19 protein-coding genes are annotated in these 18,263 nt (G+C 74.5%); 3 read left to right on the top strand and 16 right to left on the bottom strand.

Annotated elements, in window-relative coordinates:
• Positions 1-35 precede the first annotated feature (35 nt).
• The 5 genes from der to IE219_RS11075 all read right to left on the bottom strand — a co-directional run bounded on the left by der (position 36) and on the right by IE219_RS11075 (position 4,851).
• Positions 36-1,484 carry a ribosome biogenesis GTPase Der gene (gene der, locus IE219_RS11095; protein ID WP_189976469.1) on the bottom strand — a complete coding sequence of 483 codons (1,449 nt, stop codon included), beginning with the start codon at positions 1,482-1,484 and terminating at the stop codon, positions 36-38.
• 76 nt (positions 1,485-1,560) lie between these two features.
• The gene (locus IE219_RS11090) at positions 1,561-2,274 is read right to left on the bottom strand and encodes a lysophospholipid acyltransferase family protein (protein ID WP_373298811.1); all 714 of its coding nucleotides are present in this window, start codon (positions 2,272-2,274) and stop codon (positions 1,561-1,563) included.
• Positions 2,202-2,903 carry a (d)CMP kinase gene (cmk, locus tag IE219_RS11085; RefSeq protein WP_229849718.1) on the bottom strand — a complete coding sequence of 234 codons (702 nt, stop codon included), beginning with the start codon at positions 2,901-2,903 and terminating at the stop codon, positions 2,202-2,204. Before cmk ends, IE219_RS11090 begins: the two co-directional genes overlap by 73 nt.
• A 135-nt stretch (positions 2,904-3,038) precedes the next feature.
• Entirely contained in the window at positions 3,039-4,127 is a 1,089-nt protein-coding gene (locus tag IE219_RS11080) for a prephenate dehydrogenase (protein ID WP_189976467.1), read from the bottom strand.
• Between the two features lie 235 nt (positions 4,128-4,362).
• On the bottom strand, positions 4,363-4,851 hold the full coding sequence (locus IE219_RS11075; RefSeq protein WP_506004924.1) for a YidB family protein: 489 nt from the start codon (positions 4,849-4,851) through the stop codon (positions 4,363-4,365).
• 64 nt (positions 4,852-4,915) lie between these two features.
• On the opposite strand from IE219_RS11075, the gene IE219_RS11070 reads away from it, so the two are divergent.
• Genes IE219_RS11070 through IE219_RS11060 form a run of 3 tightly spaced genes read left to right on the top strand, consistent with a single transcriptional unit; the run spans position 4,916 to position 6,501 of the window.
• Positions 4,916-5,260 (top strand): DUF952 domain-containing protein, encoded by a 345-nt coding sequence (locus IE219_RS11070; RefSeq protein WP_189976465.1) that lies wholly within the window; start codon positions 4,916-4,918, stop codon positions 5,258-5,260.
• A gap of 55 nt (positions 5,261-5,315) precedes the next feature.
• The gene (locus tag IE219_RS11065) at positions 5,316-5,732 is read left to right on the top strand and encodes a Rieske (2Fe-2S) protein (protein ID WP_189976464.1); all 417 of its coding nucleotides are present in this window, start codon (positions 5,316-5,318) and stop codon (positions 5,730-5,732) included.
• Positions 5,733-5,742: 10 nt separating this feature from the next.
• Positions 5,743-6,501 (top strand): nucleotidyltransferase domain-containing protein, encoded by a 759-nt coding sequence (locus tag IE219_RS11060; protein ID WP_189976463.1) that lies wholly within the window; start codon positions 5,743-5,745, stop codon positions 6,499-6,501.
• Here IE219_RS11060 and IE219_RS11055 read toward each other — a convergent pair.
• The 11 genes from IE219_RS11055 to IE219_RS11005 all read right to left on the bottom strand — a co-directional run bounded on the left by IE219_RS11055 (position 6,418) and on the right by IE219_RS11005 (position 18,247).
• Positions 6,418-7,188: a nucleotidyltransferase domain-containing protein gene (locus tag IE219_RS11055; protein ID WP_189976462.1), complete on the bottom strand. Its 771-nt coding sequence runs from the start codon at positions 7,186-7,188 to the stop codon at positions 6,418-6,420. The genes IE219_RS11060 and IE219_RS11055 overlap by 84 nt on opposite strands.
• Positions 7,189-7,213: 25 nt before the next feature.
• Positions 7,214-8,224: an ADP-ribosylglycohydrolase family protein gene (locus IE219_RS11050; protein ID WP_189976461.1), complete on the bottom strand. Its 1,011-nt coding sequence runs from the start codon at positions 8,222-8,224 to the stop codon at positions 7,214-7,216.
• Positions 8,221-8,958: an NUDIX hydrolase gene (locus tag IE219_RS11045; RefSeq protein ID WP_189976460.1), complete on the bottom strand. Its 738-nt coding sequence runs from the start codon at positions 8,956-8,958 to the stop codon at positions 8,221-8,223. Before IE219_RS11045 ends, IE219_RS11050 begins: the two co-directional genes overlap by 4 nt.
• A gap of 268 nt (positions 8,959-9,226) precedes the next feature.
• The gene (locus IE219_RS11040) at positions 9,227-10,357 is read right to left on the bottom strand and encodes a pseudouridine synthase (RefSeq protein WP_189976459.1); all 1,131 of its coding nucleotides are present in this window, start codon (positions 10,355-10,357) and stop codon (positions 9,227-9,229) included.
• The gene (scpB, locus tag IE219_RS11035; RefSeq protein ID WP_189976458.1) at positions 10,357-10,971 is read right to left on the bottom strand and encodes an SMC-Scp complex subunit ScpB; all 615 of its coding nucleotides are present in this window, start codon (positions 10,969-10,971) and stop codon (positions 10,357-10,359) included. The genes IE219_RS11040 and scpB overlap by 1 nt, the downstream gene beginning before the upstream one ends.
• A complete protein-coding gene (locus tag IE219_RS32535) occupies positions 10,968-11,729 on the bottom strand; it encodes a segregation and condensation protein A (protein ID WP_373298810.1) in 762 nt (253 codons plus the stop codon). Before IE219_RS32535 ends, scpB begins: the two co-directional genes overlap by 4 nt.
• A gap of 462 nt (positions 11,730-12,191) precedes the next feature.
• Positions 12,192-12,683, bottom strand: a complete 492-nt coding sequence (locus tag IE219_RS11025; protein ID WP_229849717.1) for a hypothetical protein — start codon at positions 12,681-12,683, stop codon at positions 12,192-12,194.
• Positions 12,680-13,723 carry a ParA family protein gene (locus IE219_RS11020; protein WP_226651714.1) on the bottom strand — a complete coding sequence of 348 codons (1,044 nt, stop codon included), beginning with the start codon at positions 13,721-13,723 and terminating at the stop codon, positions 12,680-12,682. The genes IE219_RS11025 and IE219_RS11020 overlap by 4 nt, the downstream gene beginning before the upstream one ends.
• A 452-nt stretch (positions 13,724-14,175) precedes the next feature.
• On the bottom strand, positions 14,176-15,291 hold the full coding sequence (gene ald / locus IE219_RS11015; RefSeq protein WP_189976455.1) for an alanine dehydrogenase: 1,116 nt from the start codon (positions 15,289-15,291) through the stop codon (positions 14,176-14,178).
• Positions 15,292-15,437: 146 nt separating this feature from the next.
• Complete coding sequence (locus tag IE219_RS11010; protein WP_229849716.1) at positions 15,438-17,423, bottom strand: tetratricopeptide repeat protein; 1,986 nt, start codon at positions 17,421-17,423, stop codon at positions 15,438-15,440.
• Between the two features lie 197 nt (positions 17,424-17,620).
• A complete protein-coding gene (locus tag IE219_RS11005; RefSeq protein WP_189976453.1) occupies positions 17,621-18,247 on the bottom strand; it encodes an NUDIX domain-containing protein in 627 nt (208 codons plus the stop codon).
• Positions 18,248-18,263 lie beyond the last annotated feature (16 nt).

Here is an 18,263-nt window from a genome sequence, read left to right as displayed (position 1 = left end):
CGTCGACTCCGGCCCCGGCCCTTCCCGTACCGGTGCTACTTCTTCTTGCCGCGCTTCTCGCGCACGCGGACCGAGATGTGGATCGGGGTGCCCTCGAAACCGAACTCCTCGCGCAGCCGGCGCTCGATGAAGCGGCGGTAGCCCGCCTCCAGGAAGCCGGAGGCGAAGAGGACGAAGCGCGGCGGCTTGGTACCGGCCTGGGTGCCGAAGAGGATGCGGGGCTGCTTGCCGCCGCGGATCGGGTGCGGGTGGGCCGCGACCAGCTCGCCGAGGAAGGCGTTCAGCCGGCCGGTGGGGACGCGGGTCTCCCAGCCGGCGAGGGCGGTCTCGATCGCCGGGACCAGCTTCTCCATGTGGCGGCCGGTCTTCGCGGAGACGTTGACCCGGGGCGCCCAGGAGACCTGCTGCATCTCCGTCTCGATCTCGCGCTCCAGGTAGTAGCGGCGCTCCTCGTCCAGCTCGTCCCACTTGTTGTAGGCGATGACGATGGCGCGGCCGGACTCGACGGCCATCGTGATGATGCGCTGGTCCTGGACCGAGATGGTGTCGGTGGTGTCGATGAGGATGACGGCCACCTCGGCCTTCTCCACGGCGGCGGCCGTGCGCAGCGAGGCGTAGTAGTCGGCGCCGGCCTGGAGGTGGACCTTCTTGCGGATGCCCGCGGTGTCCACGAACTTCCAGGTGACCCCGCCCAGCTCGATCAGCTCGTCGACCGGGTCGCGGGTGGTGCCGGCCAGCTCGTTGACGACCACGCGGTCCTCATTGGCGACCTTGTTGAGCAGCGAGGACTTGCCGACGTTGGGGCGGCCGATGAGGGCGATGCGGCGGGGGCCGCCGACGGCCTTGCCGAAGGTCTGCTCGGGGGCCTCGGGCAGCTTGCGCAGCACCTCGTCGAGGAGGTCGCCGGTGCCCCGGCCGTGCAGCGAGGAGACCGGGAACGGCTCGCCGAGGCCCAGCGACCACAGCGTGGCCGCGTCGGCCTCGCCGGACTGGCCGTCGACCTTGTTGGCGGCGAGGACGACCGGCTTGCCCGCACGGCGGAGCAGCTTGACGACGGCCTCGTCGGTGTCGGTGGCGCCGACGGTGGCGTCGACCACGAAGAGGCAGGCGTCGGCGGCCTCGATGGCGTACTCGGCCTGGGTGGCGACGGAGGCGTCGATGCCGAGGACGTCCTGCTCCCAGCCGCCGGTGTCGACGACCTTGAAGCGGCGGCCGGCCCATTCGGCCTCGTAGGTGACGCGGTCGCGGGTGACGCCCGGCCGGTCCTCGACGACGGCCTCGCGGCGGCCGATGATGCGGTTCACCAGGGTCGACTTGCCGACGTTCGGCCGTCCGACGACGGCGAGGACGGGCAGCGGGCCGTGGCCCGCCTCCTCGATCGCCGCCTCGACGTCGTCGGTGTCGAAGCCCTCTTCGGAGGCGAGCTCCATGAACTCCGCGTACTCGGCGTCGCCAAGTGCCCCGTGGTCGTGCTGGTCGTTCATGAAGTCCGTTCCTTGATCATTCGTGGTCGGTGGTCCGGGGCGGCCGGGGCCGCGGGGCCACTACTGGGAGTGTCGCTCAGCGCCCGGTGAGGCGCCTGGCGTTTTTCAGGTGGTCGGTGAGGTGCCCCTGGATGCGGAGCGTCGCCTCGTCCAGCGCCTTGCGGGTCCGCCGGCCGCTGCCGTCGCCCGCCTCGAAGGGGTCGCCGAAGACGACGTCGACCCGGCTGCGGAGGGCGGGCAGCCCCTTCACCAGCCGTCCGGGACGCTCCGTGCTGCCCAGCACCGCCACGGGGACGATGGGGGCGCCGGAGCGGACCGCGAAGTAGGCGAGGCCGGCCCGCAGCGAGGCGAAGTCGCCCTCGCCCCGGGTGCCCTCGGGGAAGATGCCGAGGACGCCGCCGCGCTCCAGGACGCCCAGGGCGTTGCCTATCGCGTGCCGGTCGGTGGAGTCGCGGTCGACCTTCACCTGGCCGATGCCCTCCAGGAAGCCGCCCAGCGGCCCGACGAACGCCTCCTTCTTGATGAGGAAGTGCACGGGGCGCGGGGAGGTGCCCATGAGCATGGGGCCGTCGATGTTGTGCGCGTGGTTGACGGCGAGGATGACGGGGCCGGCGGTCGGCACCCGCCAGGCGCCGAGGACGCGCGGCCTCCAGAAGCCGTACATCAGGCCGATGCCGATGCGGCGGCCGACGACGGCGCCCTTCGCGGAGGGCTGGGTCACTTGGCGCCCGCCCGCTTCTCGGTGCCTTCGGTCGCGCTCCGCCTCTCCTCCACGAGGGTGACGACGCACTCGATGACCTGGTCGAGGGTGAGCTCGGTGGTGTCCACCTCGACGGCGTCGCCGGCCTTGGCGAGCGGGGAGGTCTTGCGGCTGGAGTCGGCCGCGTCCCGCTTGACCAGGGCCTCGCGGGTGGCCCGGACGTCGGCGCCCTTCAGCTCGCCGGAGCGGCGGGCGGCGCGGGCCTCGGGCGAGGCGGTGAGGAAGATCTTGAGGTCGGCGTCGGGCAGGACGGTGGTGCCGATGTCCCGGCCCTCGACGACGATGCCGCCGGCCGCCCCGCGGGCGATGCTCCGCTGGAGCTCGGTGATGAGGGCGCGCACCTCGGGGACGGCGCTGACGGCGCTGACCCGGGAGGTGACCTCCTCGGTGCGGATCGGGCCGGAGGCGTCGACGCCGTCGACGGTGATGGTGGGCCGGGACGGGTCGGTGCCGGAGACGATGACCGGCTTGCCGGCGGCGTCCGCGACGGCGTCGGCGTCGTTCGCGTCGATCCCGTTGCTGATCATCCACCAGGTGATCGCCCGGTATTGGGCGCCGGTGTCCAGGTAGCTCAGGCCCAGCTTGGCGGCGACCGCCTTCGAGGTGCTCGACTTGCCCGTGCCGGAGGGGCCGTCGATGGCGACGATCACGGATTCCACGGTGAGGGTGACCTTCCTGGGTGGGCGGCGGGCCCGGCGGATGCGCAGGGGGCCCCTACAAGGTTACCGAGTCCGCCGCACCCGTTCGGCCCAGCGGTGCCGGGCCCGCGCCGTCCGGGGTCCGCCGCCCGGGGGTCAGCCGGTGCGCAGGGACCAGCCGCGGTCGCGGAGGGCCGCCGCGAGGGCCGGGGCCGCGGCGGGTTCGACCATGAGCTGTACGAGGCCCGCCTGCCGGCCGGTGGCGTGCTCGATGCGGACGTCCTCGACGTTGATCCCGGCCCGGCCGGCGTCGGCGAAGATGCGGGCCAGCTCGCCGGGCCGGTCGCCGATGAGGACGACGACGGTCTCGTACGCGGCGGGGGCGGTGCCGTGCTTGCCGGGGACGCGGGCCCGGCCGGCGTTGCCCCGGCGCAGCACGTCCTCGACGCCGGTGGCGCCGTCGCGCCGCTTCTCCTCGTCGGCGGACTGCAGGGAGCGCAGCGCCCGGACCGTCTCGTCGAGGTCGGCGGCGACGCCGGCCAGGACGTCGGCGACGGGGCCGGGGTTGGCGGAGAGGATCTCGATCCACATCCGGGGGTCGGAGGCGGCGATCCGGGTGACGTCGCGGATGCCCTGCCCGCAGAGGCGTACGGCGGACTCCTCGGCCTCCTCCAGGCGGGCGGCGACCATCGAGGAGACGAGCTGCGGGGTGTGGGAGACGAGGGCCACGGCCCGGTCGTGGGCGTCGGCGTCCATGACGACGGGCACGGCGCCGCAGACCGCGACCAGCTCCAGGGCCAGGTTGAGGACCTCGGTGTCGGTGGTCCGGGTGGGGGTGAGCACCCAGGGCCGGCCCTCGAAGAGGTCGGCGCCGGCGGCGAGCGGCCCGGAGCGCTCCTTGCCGGACATGGGGTGGGTGCCGATGTACGCGGTGAGGTCGAGGCCCATGGCCTCCAGCTGGCGCTGCGGGCCGCCCTTGACGCTGGCGACGTCGAGGTAGCCGCGGGCGGCGCTGGCCCGCATGGCGGCGGCGAGGGCGGCGGCGGTGTGGGCGGGCGGTACGGCGACGATCGCGAGGTCCACCGGGCCCTCGGGCTCCGTGTCGGTGCCGGCGCCGAGCGCGGCGGCGGTCCGGGCGCTCGCCGGGTCGTGGTCGCGGAGGTGGACCGTGACGCCCCGGCCCGCGAGGGCGAGGGCGGCGGAGGTGCCGATCAGTCCGGTTCCGATGACGAGCGCTGTTCTCACGGGGCGATGTCCTTGGGGGCACGGGTGGAGGGGTGGGCCCTTGCCCGGCGCGTACGTGGCGGGCAAGGGTCCAGCCTAGTCAGCCGTCCGGGCCGTACGCGCGCGTGCCCGCCCCGCGAGACGCGCGGAACGGACACGCCTCACGCGTGCGCGCGTGGAGGGCGGCCGGCCCCTCGCCCGGCCGATGGGCGGGGGACGCGTCACGCGTGCGCGTGGAGGGTCCGCGGGGCCGTCCTCAGAGCTTCTGGGCGCGGATGATGTCCTCCAGGGAGCCGCCCTCGGGCAGCGAGCCGCCCGGGGTCAGCCGGTCGACGGCCTGCGGCAGCGACCGCGCGATCTGGTCGGCGGCCTGCTCGGGGCTGACGCCGGCCTCCCGGGCGACCTGCCGGAGGGTGTCGTCGGGCAGGGCCCGCGCGATCTGGGCGCCGTCGACGGACTGGTTGTCGCCGGTGCCGATCCAGGACCGGGCCTGGTCGGCGAGGCCGGACCGGGTGAGCAGGTCGAGGAGCCCGCCGAGCGGGTTCTGCCCGCTCGGGGCACCGCCCTGGCCGCCCGACCCGCCGCCTCCCGCGAGGGCGCCGAGGAGGGAGCCCAGGATGCCGCCGGCGCCGCCCTGGCCGCCGCCTCCCGCGCCGCCGAGCAGCGAGCCGAGGAGACCGCCGAGATCGTTTCCCGCCATGGTTCCGCCTTCCGTCCGGTGAGGAACAGCCCCAATCTCACGCACACCCGGGCGTTCCGCCAGCCGGAGCGGGCGCGGGCGGTCGCGGCCGAGCGGGTAGAAAGGACGGATGCTGTTCCACGTCGTTCCCCTGGCCGACTGGGCCCCCTGGTCCGCCGACCCCGGCGCCCCCTACGCCCCGCCGTCGCTGGCCGCCGAGGGCTTCGTGCACTGCTCGGCGGACGAGGCGGCCGCGCTCGCCGTCGCCGACGCCCACTACCGGGACGTGCCCGGCCCGCTCCTGGCGCTGGTCGTCGACCCGTCCCGGCTCTCCGCCGAGGTCCGCCTGGAGGGGGCGGGGGACCGCCTCTTCCCGCACGTGTACGGGCCGGTCGAGCGGGCGGCGGTGGTCGCGGTCCTGGAGGTGGTGCGGGACGCGGACGGCCGTGCGGGGGAGTTGGCGCCCCGCCCGTAGACGGGTCCCGGCGTGTTGCGGGGGCGGCGGCGCGGTCCCGGCGAAGCTGGGCCGCATGACTTCACGGACGACACCCCGCAGGACCGTCCTCCTCGCCGCGACGGCCCTGACGGCGGCCACGGCCACCGCCTGCGGCTCGGACGGGGGCGGCGGTACGGAGCCGAGCGCCCCGGCGGGCAGCGGCGGCGCCCCGCTGGCCGCCACCTCGGACATCCCGGTGGGCGGCGGCACCGTCTTCGCGGACCGCAAGGTGGTGGTGACCCAGCCGAAGGCGGGCGAGTTCAAGGCGTTCTCGGCGATCTGCACCCACCAGGGCTGCACGGTGGACAAGGTCGCGGACGGCACGATCGACTGCCCCTGCCACGGGTCGCGGTACAGCATCGCCGACGGCTCGGTGCAGGCCGGACCGGCGCCCCGCCCGCTGCCCGCCGAGCCGATCACCGTCTCCGGCGGGAAGATCACCCTCACGTAGCCTGACCGGCATGGACACCTCACCCGAAGCGCTGGTGCGCGAGCACACCGTCTACGCCTGCGTGATGGGCTCGCGCGCCTTCGGCCTGGCCACCGAGGACAGCGACACCGACACCCGGGGCGTCTACCTCGCCCCGACACCGCTGTTCTGGCGCTTCGAGAAGCCCCCGACGCACGTGGAGGGCCCGGCCCCGGAGCAGTTCAGCTGGGAGCTGGAGCGCTTCTGCGCACTGGCCCTGCGCAACAACCCCAACGTCCTGGAGTGCCTCCACTCCCCCCTCGTCACCCACGTCACCGCGTGGGGCCGCGAGCTCCTCGACCTGCGCGGCGCCTTCCTCTCCCGGCAGGCCCACGACACCTTCGTGCGGTACGCCGCCGGGCAGCGCCGCAAGCTGGAGGCGGACCTCCGGCAGTACGGCCACCCGCGCTGGAAGCACGCCATGCACCTGCTGCGGCTGCTGGGCAGCTGCCGGGACCTGCTGCGCACCGGCGAGCTGCGGATCGACGTGGGCGCGGACCGGGAGCGGCTGCTCGCCGTGAAGCGCGGCGAGGTCGGCTGGCCGGAGGTGGAGGCGTGGATGAACCGCCTCCAGGACGCGGCCGGCGCCGCCCTCGGCACCAGTCCGCTGCCGGCCGCGCCGAACCACGCGCGCGTGCAGGACCTCCTGGTCCGCGCCCGCCGGGCCTCAGCCCTCCAGGAGCTCCAGCCGGGCCCGTACGACGAGGTCGTGGAGGGCGTCGCGGGCGCCGGGCTCATCCGGGAGCTTTGAGCCGTCCCGGGCCGCGTCGAGCAGCCCGTGCAGGGCCTCCACCTCGTCCCGCACCTCCTCCGGGCGGACGGCGGCGGCGCCGTGCTCGGCGGCGGCCTTCGCCGCGATCAGGTCGGGTATCCGGGCCGGGGCCTCCGGGAGGGCGGCGGCGAGGGTCGGCAGATGGGCCTGTATCTCCCCGGAGCGCATGAGGTGGATGCCGGTGAGCAGCGCCCGGTAGGTGTAGAGCAGCGGCTTGAGCTCGCCGCTCCGCTCGAAGAGGCGCCACTGGGTGGCGGCGAAGCCCCGGTAGTGGTGGGCGTGGTGGCGGGTGAGGACCCGGGGCACCAGGGCGGTCAGCTCGGCGTGGAGCGGAGTGGTGCGCACGACGAGCGGCGAGGTGAGCTGCTCCAGGACGTAGCCGTTGCGGCGCAGCATCAGGCGGGCGAACTTCCGCAGGTCGTGGGTGACGAGGTCCAGTTCCACGCCGTCGCGGTGCCAGGTGCGGTCCCGGGTCTCCTCCGGTTCGTCCAGTCCGAGCAGCGCCCGCGCGGGCAGCAGGTGGACGCCGCGCAGGTCGACGTCGGAGTCGCGGGACGGGAAGCCGTACAGGTGGGCTCCGGAGACCGTCGCGAAGAGGAGCGGGTGGGGCTCCTCGGCGACGACGGAGTCGAGGACGGCCTCGTGGGCCGTGAGGGTCTGCGTCATGGGCCGCCAGCCTTCCAGAATCCGCTCACGCGTCCCAGAGGGCCCCGAGGGCGAGGAGCTCGTCCCGGTGCTCGATCCGGTCGGTCCAGGCGGCGGGCCAGGCGTCCGCGCCCAGGTGGGCCCCGGCGAAGGCGCCGGCGAGGGCGGCGATCGAGTCGGAGTCGCCCCGGGTGCAGGCGGCCCGGCGCAGCGCGGTCAGCGGCTCGCCGGGGAAGAGGAGGAAGCAGAGCAGGCCGGTGGCGAGGGCCTCCTCCGCGATCCAGCCGTCGCCCGTGTACGTACAGGGGTCGGCCTCCGGGTCGGCGGTCCGGCGGGCGGTGTCGAGCCGGTCCAGGACCGCCAGGCACTCGTCCCAGCCGCGCCGGACGAAGTGGAGGGCGTCGGGGTCCTGGGAGCGGGTCCACAGGTCGCCGAGCCAGGCGTCGTGGTAGCGGTCGCGGTTCTCGCGGGCGTACGCGCGCAGCTCCCCGACCAGCGCGTCGGGCCCGGTGCCGTGGGCGAGCAGCCGGACGGCACGGGCGGTGAGATCCGAGGCGGCGAGCCCGGTGGGGTGGCCGTGGGTCAGCGCGGCCTGGAGCTGGGCGGCGCCGGCGGCGGCGTCCCCGTACGCGGGGAGCAGTCCGAGGGGAGCGACCCGCATGTTGGCCCCGCAGCCCTTGGAGTCGATCTGGCTGGCGTCCTGCCAGGGCCGGTCGGTCATGAGGAGCCCGCACGCCGTGAGGCAGGTGCGGCCGGGGGCCCTGTTGTTCTCGGGCGAGCGGTACCAGTCGACGAACTCCTTCCGCAGTTCGTCGGCGAACCGCTCGGGAGCGACGGTCCCGTGCTCCTGGCAGGCGCGCAGCGCCCGGGCCACGGCGAGGGTCATCTGGGTGTCGTCCGTGATCTTGGCGTCCTCGGGCAGCGCGAGCTCGCGCCAGGGCCCGTACCAGCGGGTGATCGTGGAGACGTCGGAGAACTCGGTGAGGCGGCCCAGGGCATCCCCCAGGGCCAGGCCCATCAGCGTCCCGGTCGCGGCCTTCTTCGTCGGGCTGGTCATGCGGAGCGTCCTTCCGGTCGGAGCAGGGGCGGGTGGAGGGCGGTGGCGCGGCCCGCCCGGTAGAGCGCGGCCGGTTTGCCCCGGGCGCCGGTGCGGCGCGGCGGGCCCTCCACCGGTTCGACGAAGCCGGGGGTGGTGAGGACCTTGCGCCGGAAGTTGGGGCGGTCGAGGGTGACGCCCCAGACCGTCTCGTACACCTGCCGCAGCTCGCCGAGGGTGAACTCGGGCGGGCAGAAGGCGGTGGCGAGGCAGGTGTGCTCCAGCCGGGCGCCGACGTGGGCGCGGGCGTCGGCGAGGATCCGGTCGTGGTCGAAGGCGAGGGCCGGGACCTCGTCGTGCGGGAGCCAGCGGGCCTCGGCCGCGTCGCCGCCGCCGCGCGGTTCGGGCGGGTCGGGCAGGAGCGCGGTGTAGGCGACGGAGACGACCCGCATGCGGGGGTCGCGGCCGGGCTCGGTGTAGGTGTGGAGCTGTTCGAGGTGGAGTCCGGCGACGGTGGTGCCGGAGAGGCCGGTCTCCTCGGCGAGTTCGCGGCGGGCTGCGGTACCGGCGGACTCGTGGGGCAGGACGAAGCCGCCGGGGAGCGCCCAGGCACCGGCGTACGGCTCCTGGCCGCGCCGGACGAGGAGGGCGTGGAGGCGGCCCGCGCGGACGGTGAGGACGGCGAGGTCGACGGTGACGGCGAAGGGCTCGAAGGCCCGGGGGTCGTATCCCTCGGGGCGGGGCGGGGTGGTCATCGGGGCTCCGGTGCGGGTCGGCGGGCGGGCGCTCCGCCGGGTGCGCCGCGCGCCGCGGCGGGTCCGGTCCACCCCCGTGGGTCCGGGCCCGCCGCCGCGCGCGGGCGGGACGGTCCGAGAGGGGCCCGGCCCGGTGTGCGGCCCGACCCCTTTAAGAGTCAGTATGACTATAAAAGGTGGGAGGGGCCGCGCACAAGGCCGGGAACGACGGGAGGCCCGTGCCCCGCGCGGTGCGCGCGGGGCACGGGCCTCCTGCCGTGGGTGCGTCCTACAGGCCGACTTCCTTCATCAGCATGCCGACCTCGGTGTTGGACAGGCGGCGCAGCCAGCCCGACTTCTGGTCGCCCAGGGTGATCGGGCCGAAGGCGGTGCGGACCAGCTTCTCCACCGGGAAGCCCGCCTCGGCGAGCATCCGGCGCACGATGTGCTTGCGGCCCTCGTGGAGCACGACCTCGACGAGGTAGTTCTTGCCGGTCTGCTCGACCACCCGGAAGTGGTCGGCGCGGGCGTAGCCGTCCTCCAGCTGGACGCCCTCCTTGAGCCGCTTGCCGACCTCGCGGGGCAGCGGGCCGACGATGGCCGCCAGGTAGGTCTTCTTCACCCCGTACTTGGGGTGGGTGAGGCGGTGGGCCAGCTCGCCGTGGTTGGTGAGCAGGATGATGCCCTCGGTCTCGGTGTCGAGCCGGCCGACGTGGAAGAGGCGGGTCTCGCGGTTGGTGACGTAGTCGCCCAGGCACTGGCGGCCGTCCGGGTCCTCCATGGTGGAGACGACGCCGGCCGGCTTGTTCAGCGCGAAGAACTGGTACGACTGCGTGGCGACGGTCAGGCCGTCGACGCGGATCTCGTCCTTCTCCGGGTGCACCCGCAGGCCCTGCTCCAGGACGATCTCGCCGTTGACCTCGACGCGGGCCTGCTCGACCAGCTCCTCGCAGGCGCGGCGGGAGCCGTAGCCGGCGCGGGCCAGGACCTTCTGGAGCCGCTCGCCCTCCTGCTCGGCGCCGGGGAAGGTCTTCGGGGTCTTGATCTCGGGCTTGTTCGCGTACCGCTCGCGGTTGCGCTCCTCGGTGCGGGCGTCGTACTCGCGGGAGCGCGCCGGGGCCGTGCGGCCGCCGCGCTGCGGCTGCTGCTTCGGCGACTGGCGGGGGCCGCCCTTGGCGCCGCCGCGGGCCGCGTCGCCCCGGCCCTTGCGGGGGTCGCCGGAGCCGCCCCGGCCGCCCTCGGAGGGCATGCTCACGTCGTAGCTGCGCTCCTCGGGGCGGGTCTTGCGCGGGCGGCCGGCGCTCTGGCCCCGCTCGTCGCGGCCGTTGCCCGCGCCCCGGTAGTTGTTGCCGCGGCCGCCGCTCTTGGCACCACGGCTCCCGCCGTTGTTTCCGCTGTTCCTGCCGCTGCTGCTTCGCATCAGACTTCCGTCGTCTCGTCGTCCACTGGTTCGTCCCTGTCGGGCTCGAACGACAAAGCCCCTTCCAGCGAGTCCGGCTCGACCGCGTCCGCCTCGGGGAGGAAGGGCGCGAGCTCGGGGAGTTCGTCCAGGCCGCGCAGGCCCATCCGCTCCAGGAAGTGGTTCGTCGTCCTGTACAGGATCGCACCTGTTTCGGGTTCCGCGCCCCCCTCCTCCACCAGCCCCCGCTGGAGGAGGGTCCGCATGACCCCGTCGCAGTTGACCCCGCGGACGGCGGAGACCCGGGAGCGGCTGACCGGCTGGCGGTACGCGACCACCGCGAGGGTCTCCAGGGCGGCCCGGGTCAGCCGGGCCTGCCGGCCGTCCAGGACGAATGCCTCGACGGCCGCGGCCTGCTCGGGGCGGGTGTAGTAGCGCCAGCCCCCGGCGACCCGGCGCAGCTCGAAGCCGCGCCCCTCGGCGGTGTACTCGTCGGCCAGCTCGCGCAGGGCGTCGGCGACCTCGCGCGGGGCGCGGCCGAGGACCTGGGCGAGGTGGGCCTCGGCGGCGGGTTCGTCGGCGACCATGAGGACGGCTTCGAGGGCGGGCTTGAGGGCGGGTGCGGGGTCGCTCATGCCGGCGGGTCCTCCTGGTCGAATTCCTCGGTGACGCGGGTCACGCCGTCCCCTCCGGTCCAGGAGACGGTGAGGCTGCCGAGCGGGTCCTCCTGGTCGAGGGCGACGGCCTTCTCCCGGTACAGCTCCAGGAGGGCGAGGAAGCGGGCGACGACGGTGAGGGTGTCACCGGCGTCCTCGACCAGCTCCCGGAAGTCGGCGGTGCCGCGCTCGCGCAGCAGCGCGGCGACCAGGGCGGCCTGCTCGCGGACGCTGACCAGCGGGGCGTGGATGTGGTCCACGTACACCTGGGGCTCGGCCTTCGGCCGCAGCGCGTCGGCGGCGAGCCGCGCGAAGCCCTCGGGGCCGATGGAGAGCACCACCTCGGGCAGCAGCGCGGCGTGGTGCGGCTCCAGGCCGACGGTCCGGGGGTGACGGCGGCCCTCGGTCTCCCACCGGTCGGCGAAGATCTCCGCGATCCGCTTGTACGCGCGGTACTGGAGGAGCCGGGCGAACAGCAGGTCGCGGGCCTCCAGGAGGGCGAGGTCGGCTTCGTCCTCGACCTCGGCGACGGGCAGCAGCCGGGCGGCCTTGAGGTCGAGCAGGGTGGCGGCGACGACCAGGAACTCGGTGGTCCGGTCGAGGTCCCCGTCCGGGCCGAGCGCCCGGGTGTGGGCCAGGAACTCGTCGGTCACCCGCGAGAGCGCGACCTCGGTGACGTCCATCTTGTGCTTGGCGATCAGCTGGAGCAGCAGATCGAAGGGCCCCTCGAAGTTCACCAGCCGCACGGTGAACCGCCCGCCCCCAGGATTCTCCGGAAGCCCGGTCGCGGGCTCGGCGGCGGCCCCGGGGGCCTCCGGGGACCCGGTCACGGACTCGGGGGCGCTCCCGGGGACCGCCGAAGACCCGGCCGCCGGGGCCGGCGTCGGCTCCGGAGCGCCCTCCGGGGCCCGGAGGGGCTCCCGTACGGCTCCGGAGGCGCCCGGCGGACCCGGGGAAGGCTCCCGTACGGCTCCGGGGGCGTCCGCCGGGGCCCGGACCGGCTCCGGCGCTCCCCCGGAAGCCGTCGGGCCCGGTGCGGGCTCCGGCGCGGGTGCCGGGGGCTCCGCGGGTCCGGGGGCCGGGAGGGCGCCGCCCCGGCCCAGTGCGCGGCGGCGCGGCGGGCGGGGCGTTCCGGGGGCGTGCTGGGACATCGGGCGCGGGTCCTGGGGTGCGGGGGCGGGGCCGCCCGCAGGCTACCGTCAGCGACCGCGCAGGCGGCGGACGAGGATGCTCGCGTCGCCGCGGGACTCCAGGTCGGCCAGGACCACGGCGACCGCCTCGCGGACGATCCGGCCGCGGTCGACGGCGAGGCCGTGCTCGCCGCGCAGCACGAGGCGGGCGTGCTCCAGGTCCATCAGCTCCTCGGCGGAGACGTAGACCGTGATCTTCTCGTCGTGGCGCTCCCGGCCGCTGGGGCGGCGGCCGGCGGTCCGGCCCCGGCGCCGCGCGGGGGCGGCCCCCGCGGCGGCCTTCGCGGGCTGCTGCTGGGCGGGGACGGCCGGCTCGGCCTCCCGGGCGCGCGGCTCGGCCGCCTCCGCCCCGGCCGCCGCGTGCTCGGCGGCGGACCCGCCGTTCGCCGCGGCCGGATCGGCCTCGCCCGCCGGTGCGGGAACGGTTCGGCGGGGCGACGACGACTGGAGCGCCGTCCCCCCGGTCGTACGGAAGAGTTCGTCGGCTCCGGGCAGACTCACTCGGCGTGACACCGGGCGAGCACCTCCCTGGCCAGCTGACGGTAGGCGGCGGCGCCCACGGAGTTGGAGGCGTACGTGGTGATGGGCTCGCCGGCGACCGTGGTCTCCGGGAAGCGCACGGTCCGGCCGATCACGGTGTGGTAAACGTGGTCGTCGAACGCCTCGACCACGCGGGCCAGCACCTCGCGGCTGTGCACCGTGCGCGAGTCGTACATCGTGGCGAGGATGCCGTCGAGCTCCAGCTCGGGGTTGAGCCGCTCCTGGACCTTCTCGATGGTCTCGGTGAGCAGCGCCACACCGCGCAGCGCGAAGAACTCGCACTCCAGCGGGACGATCACCTTGTGGGCGGCCGTCAGGGCGTTGACCGTGAGCAGGCCCAGCGAGGGCTGACAGTCGATCACGATGTAGTCGTAGTCGTTCATCAGCGGCTTGAGGGCGCGCTGGAGCGTGGACTCGCGCGCGACCTCGGAGACCAGCTGGACCTCGGCGGCCGACAGGTCGATGTTGCTCGGCAGCAGGTCCATGTTGGGGACCGCCGTCTTGAGGAGGACCTCGTCGGCCGACATGCCCCGCTCCATGAGCAGGTTGTAGACGGTGAGGTCCAGCTCCATCGGGTTCACGCCGAGGCCGACCGACAGGGCTCCCTGCGGGTCGAAGTCGACGAGGAGCACCCGCCGTCCGTACTCGGCGAGCGCGGCGCCCAGGTTGATGGTCGACGTGGTCTTGCCCACGCCGCCCTTCTGGTTGCACATCGCGATGATCTTGGCGGGGCCGTGGTCGGTCAGCGGGCCCGGGATCGGGAAGTACGGGAGCGGCCGTCCGGTGGGGCCGATCCGCTCGCGGCGCTGGCGGGCAGCGTCGGGCGCGAGGGTGGCCGCGTACTCCGGGTCGGGCTCGTACTCGGCGTCGGGGTCGTAGAAGTGCCCCTCGGGCAGCTCGTCGTAGGCGGCGAAGTGGGTGGACTCTCGGCCCATCTCGTTGCCGGCCGTGGCGTTCACGTGTAGGCCGTCCATCGTCTTCAGCGTGTGGGTTGTCGTCATGGGCCGGTGCGTCGCGAAGGTCCGCACCGCGACGGAGCCGACCGGGGCACCTGGCGCACCGCTCAGGGGAGTAAATGTCGACTCATTCACAAGTCGTCTTACCTCCTTGGGTGTGACCAGGAACATTTATCGATAGGTCAGCGTGGCACCATGCCGACGGTTGGCGACTCTATGGCGTGTCACCGCTCCGCAGCAACACAATCGCCCGGACCCGGCCCGTTGTGTCGGCAACCGAACACCGCTCTGTCAAGGGTGCGCGGCCACGCATCCGTACGTTTCGGGGGTGTGCGAAACGGTTAAAGGGTTACGTTCGAGACGAGTTGACCGAACGTTCCGGCGTGGCCGGAGACACAGCCGGCCGGACCTTGTCGAACAAGGTCCGGCCGGGTGTGTGGCATTGACGGCACGCGTTGACGGGGGCGTCGGGAGGGCCGTCGGAGGGGGCCTCGGCGTCAGCCGATGAGGGTGCTCAGCTCGACGTGCTCGTAGCCGTGCGCCTCGGCGACCTCCTTGTAAACGACCTTGCCGTCATGGGTGTTGAGGCCCAGGGCGAGGGCGGCGTCGCGGCGCAGGGCCTCGGCCCAGCCGTTGTTCGCCAGCGACACGATGTAGGGCAGCGTGGCGTTGGTGAGCGCGTAGGTGGAGGTGTTCGGGACGGCGCCGGGCATGTTGGCGACGCAGTAGAAGACCGAGTTGTGGACCTGGAAGGTCGGCTCGGCGTGGGTGGTCGGGTGCGAGTCCTCGAAGCAGCCGCCCTGGTCGATCGCGATGTCGACAAGGACACTTCCGGGCTTCATCTTGGCGACGAGCTCGTTGGTGACCAGCTTCGGGGCCTTGGCGCCCGGGATGAGGACGGCGCCGATGACGAGGTCGGCCTCGACGACGGCCTTCTCCAGCTCGTAGGCGTTGGAGACCATCGTCTGCACCTTGGTGCCGAAGATCTTGTCGGCCTCGCGGAGCTTGTTGATGTCCTTGTCGAGCAGGGTCACGTGGAAGCCCATGCCGACGGCGATCTGGGCGGCGTTCCAGCCGGAGACGCCGCCGCCGATGACGACGGCCTTGCCGGCGTGGGTGCCGGGGACGCCGCCGGGGAGGACGCCGCGGCCGCCGGCCGGGCGCATCAGGTGGTAGGCGCCGACCTGCGGGGCCAGGCGGCCCGCGACCTCGGACATCGGGGCGAGGAGCGGGAGGGCGCGGTTCGCGGTCTCGACCGTCTCGTAGGCGATGGCGGTGGTGCCGGACTCCAGGAGCGCGTCCGTGCACTCCTTGGAGGCCGCGAGGTGCAGGTAGGTGAAGAGGGTCTGGTCCTTGCGGAGGCGGTGATACTCCTCCGCGATGGGCTCCTTGACCTTCAGGAGGAGGTCGGCCGCGGCCCACACCTCGTCGGCGGTGGGGAGGATCTCGGCGCCGGCGGCGACGTACTCCTCGTCCGTGATCGAGGAGCCGACACCGGCGTTCCGCTCGACGAGGACCTGGTGGCCGTGGCGGACGAGCTCGTGGACACCGGCGGGGGTGATGGCCACGCGGAACTCGTTGTTCTTGACCTCGCGGGGGATGCCGACCTTCATCGTCGATCACGGTCCTTGAATCAGGGGGATAACTGGTGCACTGCCATACATACCCGGATGTACGGCGGCACACCGGGGCAGACCACGTTCGAACGCGGCAGAACCAGTCTAATGAAGGAGTTCCCGCTGTCTAGCCTTTCAAAGTACTAATCTTCTGCGGAGCCACTGCGGATTTCGTAGGCGAATCGTTCCGTTTCCAGCAGACGATCGGCCGCGGCCCGGTGCAGCCGCGCCGACGCCGGGTCGCCGAGCCGGTCGAGGGTGTCGGCCAGCCGGAGCTTGAGCGCCGCCTGGAGCCGGACGTCCTTGGCGCGGCGGGCCCACTCGACGGCCTCCTCGCAGGTCCGCAGCGACTCCTCGGGCCGCCCGGCGTACTCCTGGACCCGGGCCGCCTCGCTCAACGCCCGCGCGTGGCCCGGGAGATCGCCGAGCCGGCGGTGTCCGGCCGCTGCCGCCCGCCAGTGCCGCAGCGCCTCCCCGTACCGCCCCGCGTAGGTCTGCACGGCGCCGAGGCGGCCGTACAGCCGCGCCTGGTCGGCGCGCTCGTCGCGGGCGAGCCGGTGGGCGAGGGCGCGGCCGTACCAGTCGCCGGCCCGCTGCCAGTCCCCGAGCTCCTGATAGCTGCCGCCTACGGATTCCATCGCCCGGCCGGTGGCATACGGATCATTTGCTTCCCTTCCGGCCTCCCATGCCGACCGATATCGCAGCAGGGCGTCCTTCGTGCGTCCGGTCCTGGCGTCCAGGTCCCCGAGGTTCAGGAGGGCCGCGGCCCGCTCGCGGTGCAGCCCGCGCCGCTCGGCCACGTCGAGGACGAGCCGGTGCAGCCCGTACAGGTCGGGGGCGGCGGCCTCGGCCCCGCCGTGCGCGGTGAGGGCCCGGACCAGGGAGGCGATGAGACGGCGGGCGAGGGTGTCGAGCTCGCCGTCGGCGACCGCGAGCCGGGCGCAGGCCAGCAGCACGGGCCGGCGGGAGGCCAGCCAGCGGGCGGCCTCCTCCTCGGTGGGGAAGCGCAGGGCGCGGGGCAGTCCGGCGAGCCGGCGCCGGGCCGGGGAGCCCTCCGGTTCGGTGACCGCGCGGCAGGACTGGAGGAGCCGGACGGCCCGCTCCAGCATCCGGGCGCGGGCGAGCTGCGCCTCGGCGGGCCGGTCGTGCTCCTCCAGCTGGGTGCGCAGGAGGGGGACGAGGTGGCCGGGGACCTCGTACTGCCCGTCCGGCACCTCCGCGACGAGGCCGAGCCGGGCGAAGTCCGCGAGGGTGGTGGCCGCCGCCGAGACCGAGCAGCCGGCCAGCGCGGAGGCGGTGTGGGCGTCGGCCCGGCCGAGCGGGGCGAGCGCCAGGAAGCGCAGTATCCGGGCGGCCGGCTGCGGGAGCGCCTGGTGGGCGAGGAGGAAGGCGCGGGTGAGCGGGTCGCCGGTGAGGCCGCGCAGCCGCTTGGCGAGGTCGGCGACGGAGGTCTCGGGCCGGCCGGCCAGCCAGCCGCCGGCCAGCACCACCGCGCCGGGCAGTCCGCCGCACTCCTCGACCAGCGCCTCGGCGGCCTGCGGGTCGACGGTGATGCGGACGGAGCCGGTGGCGGAGGTGAGCAGTTCGATGGCGGACTTGGGGTCGAGGCCGCCGAGGGTGCAGGGCCGGACGTCGGGGATGCCGGTCAGCGGGCCGCGCGCGACCGCGACGACGAGGGCGTCGGGGTGGTCGGGGAGGAGCGGGTCGGCCTGTTCGGCGTCGACGGCGTCGTCGAGGAGGAGGACAGCCCGGCGGGTGCCGAGCGCCTCGCGGACCAGTTGGGTCAGCTCGTCCTCGGCGGCGCCGGGCGGTTCGGCCACCTTGAGGTCGCGCAGGAGCGCGCGGGCGGCGCGGGCGGTGGGCACGGGCTCGCCGCCGGGTTCGGTGAGCCGGGCGCGGTAGACGCCGTCGGGGTAGCGGTCGGCGACGGAGGCGATCAGTTCCTCGGCGAGCGCGGTGCGGCCGGAGCCGGGGCGGCCCGCGACGAGCAGGACCCGGGCGCGGGGGGCCTTGCGGCCGGTGAGGGTGTCCAGGCCGGTGCGCTCGATGTCGGCGCGCAGGGCCTTCAACTCCCGCTGCCGGCCGAAGAAATGCCGGCTGCCGGCCGTCGCCACCGCCTGATCCGTCACGGGCCACGCTCCCGTCCACCTGCGCACGAGCCGATCCCCGCGGGGGACTCCGCACGGGCGTGTACGAGCGTAGTTCAGCCCCTGGGGCGGACCCGGCGGGGCGGGGCGGGCACATCCCCCGATCGGATCAGCAGACAGTCACACCGGCCGTGGAGGGGGCTTCCCCGGGGGCGGTTCCGGCCCCCGGGAACGGCGCCCTACGCCTCGAAGGGGCGGGCCGGCCAGGGGGCGTCGGCCGGACGGAGGGCGTCGACGCCCTCGCCCGCGCGCGCGGCGGCCAGCGCCAGCACGCCGACCACCAGGCAGTTGTTGTGGAGTTCGCCGGCGAGGGCGCCGCGCACCAGGTCCGCCAGCGGGACCCGGGCCTGCTCCATGTCGGCCTCCTCGTCGGAGACCTCGTACCGCTCCCCCGCCGCCTCGGCGAGGCCGCGCGCCAGGAAGATCCGTACGGCCTCGTCGCAGCCGCCCGGGGTGGTGTAGACGTCGGTCAGGACCCGCCAGTCGGCGGCCTCGACGTGCGCCTCCTCGAAGAGTTCGCGGCGGGCGGCGTGCAGCGGGTTCTCGCCGGGCACGTCGAGGAGTCCGGCCGGGATCTCCCACAGCTTCTGCCGCACCGGGTGCCGGTACTGCCGCAGGACCAGGACGCGGTCCTCCTCGTCCAGGGCCAGCACGGCCACCGAGCCCGGGTGGACCTGGTAGTCGCGGCGGGCGACCGAGCCGTCCGGCATGACGACCTCGTCCGAGCGGACGCTCGTCTTCTTCCCGACGAAGGGGGTCTCGGTGGCGACGGTCCGCCACTCCTCCGGGGTGTCCCGCACCTGCATGAGCTGTCCTCCCACA

Source organism: Streptomyces termitum (assembly GCF_014650175.1).
GTDB lineage: Bacteria > Actinomycetota > Actinomycetes > Streptomycetales > Streptomycetaceae > Streptomyces > Streptomyces termitum.
Note: the sequence above shows the minus strand (reverse complement) of the source record. Positions and strands in the feature narration are given on the sequence as shown.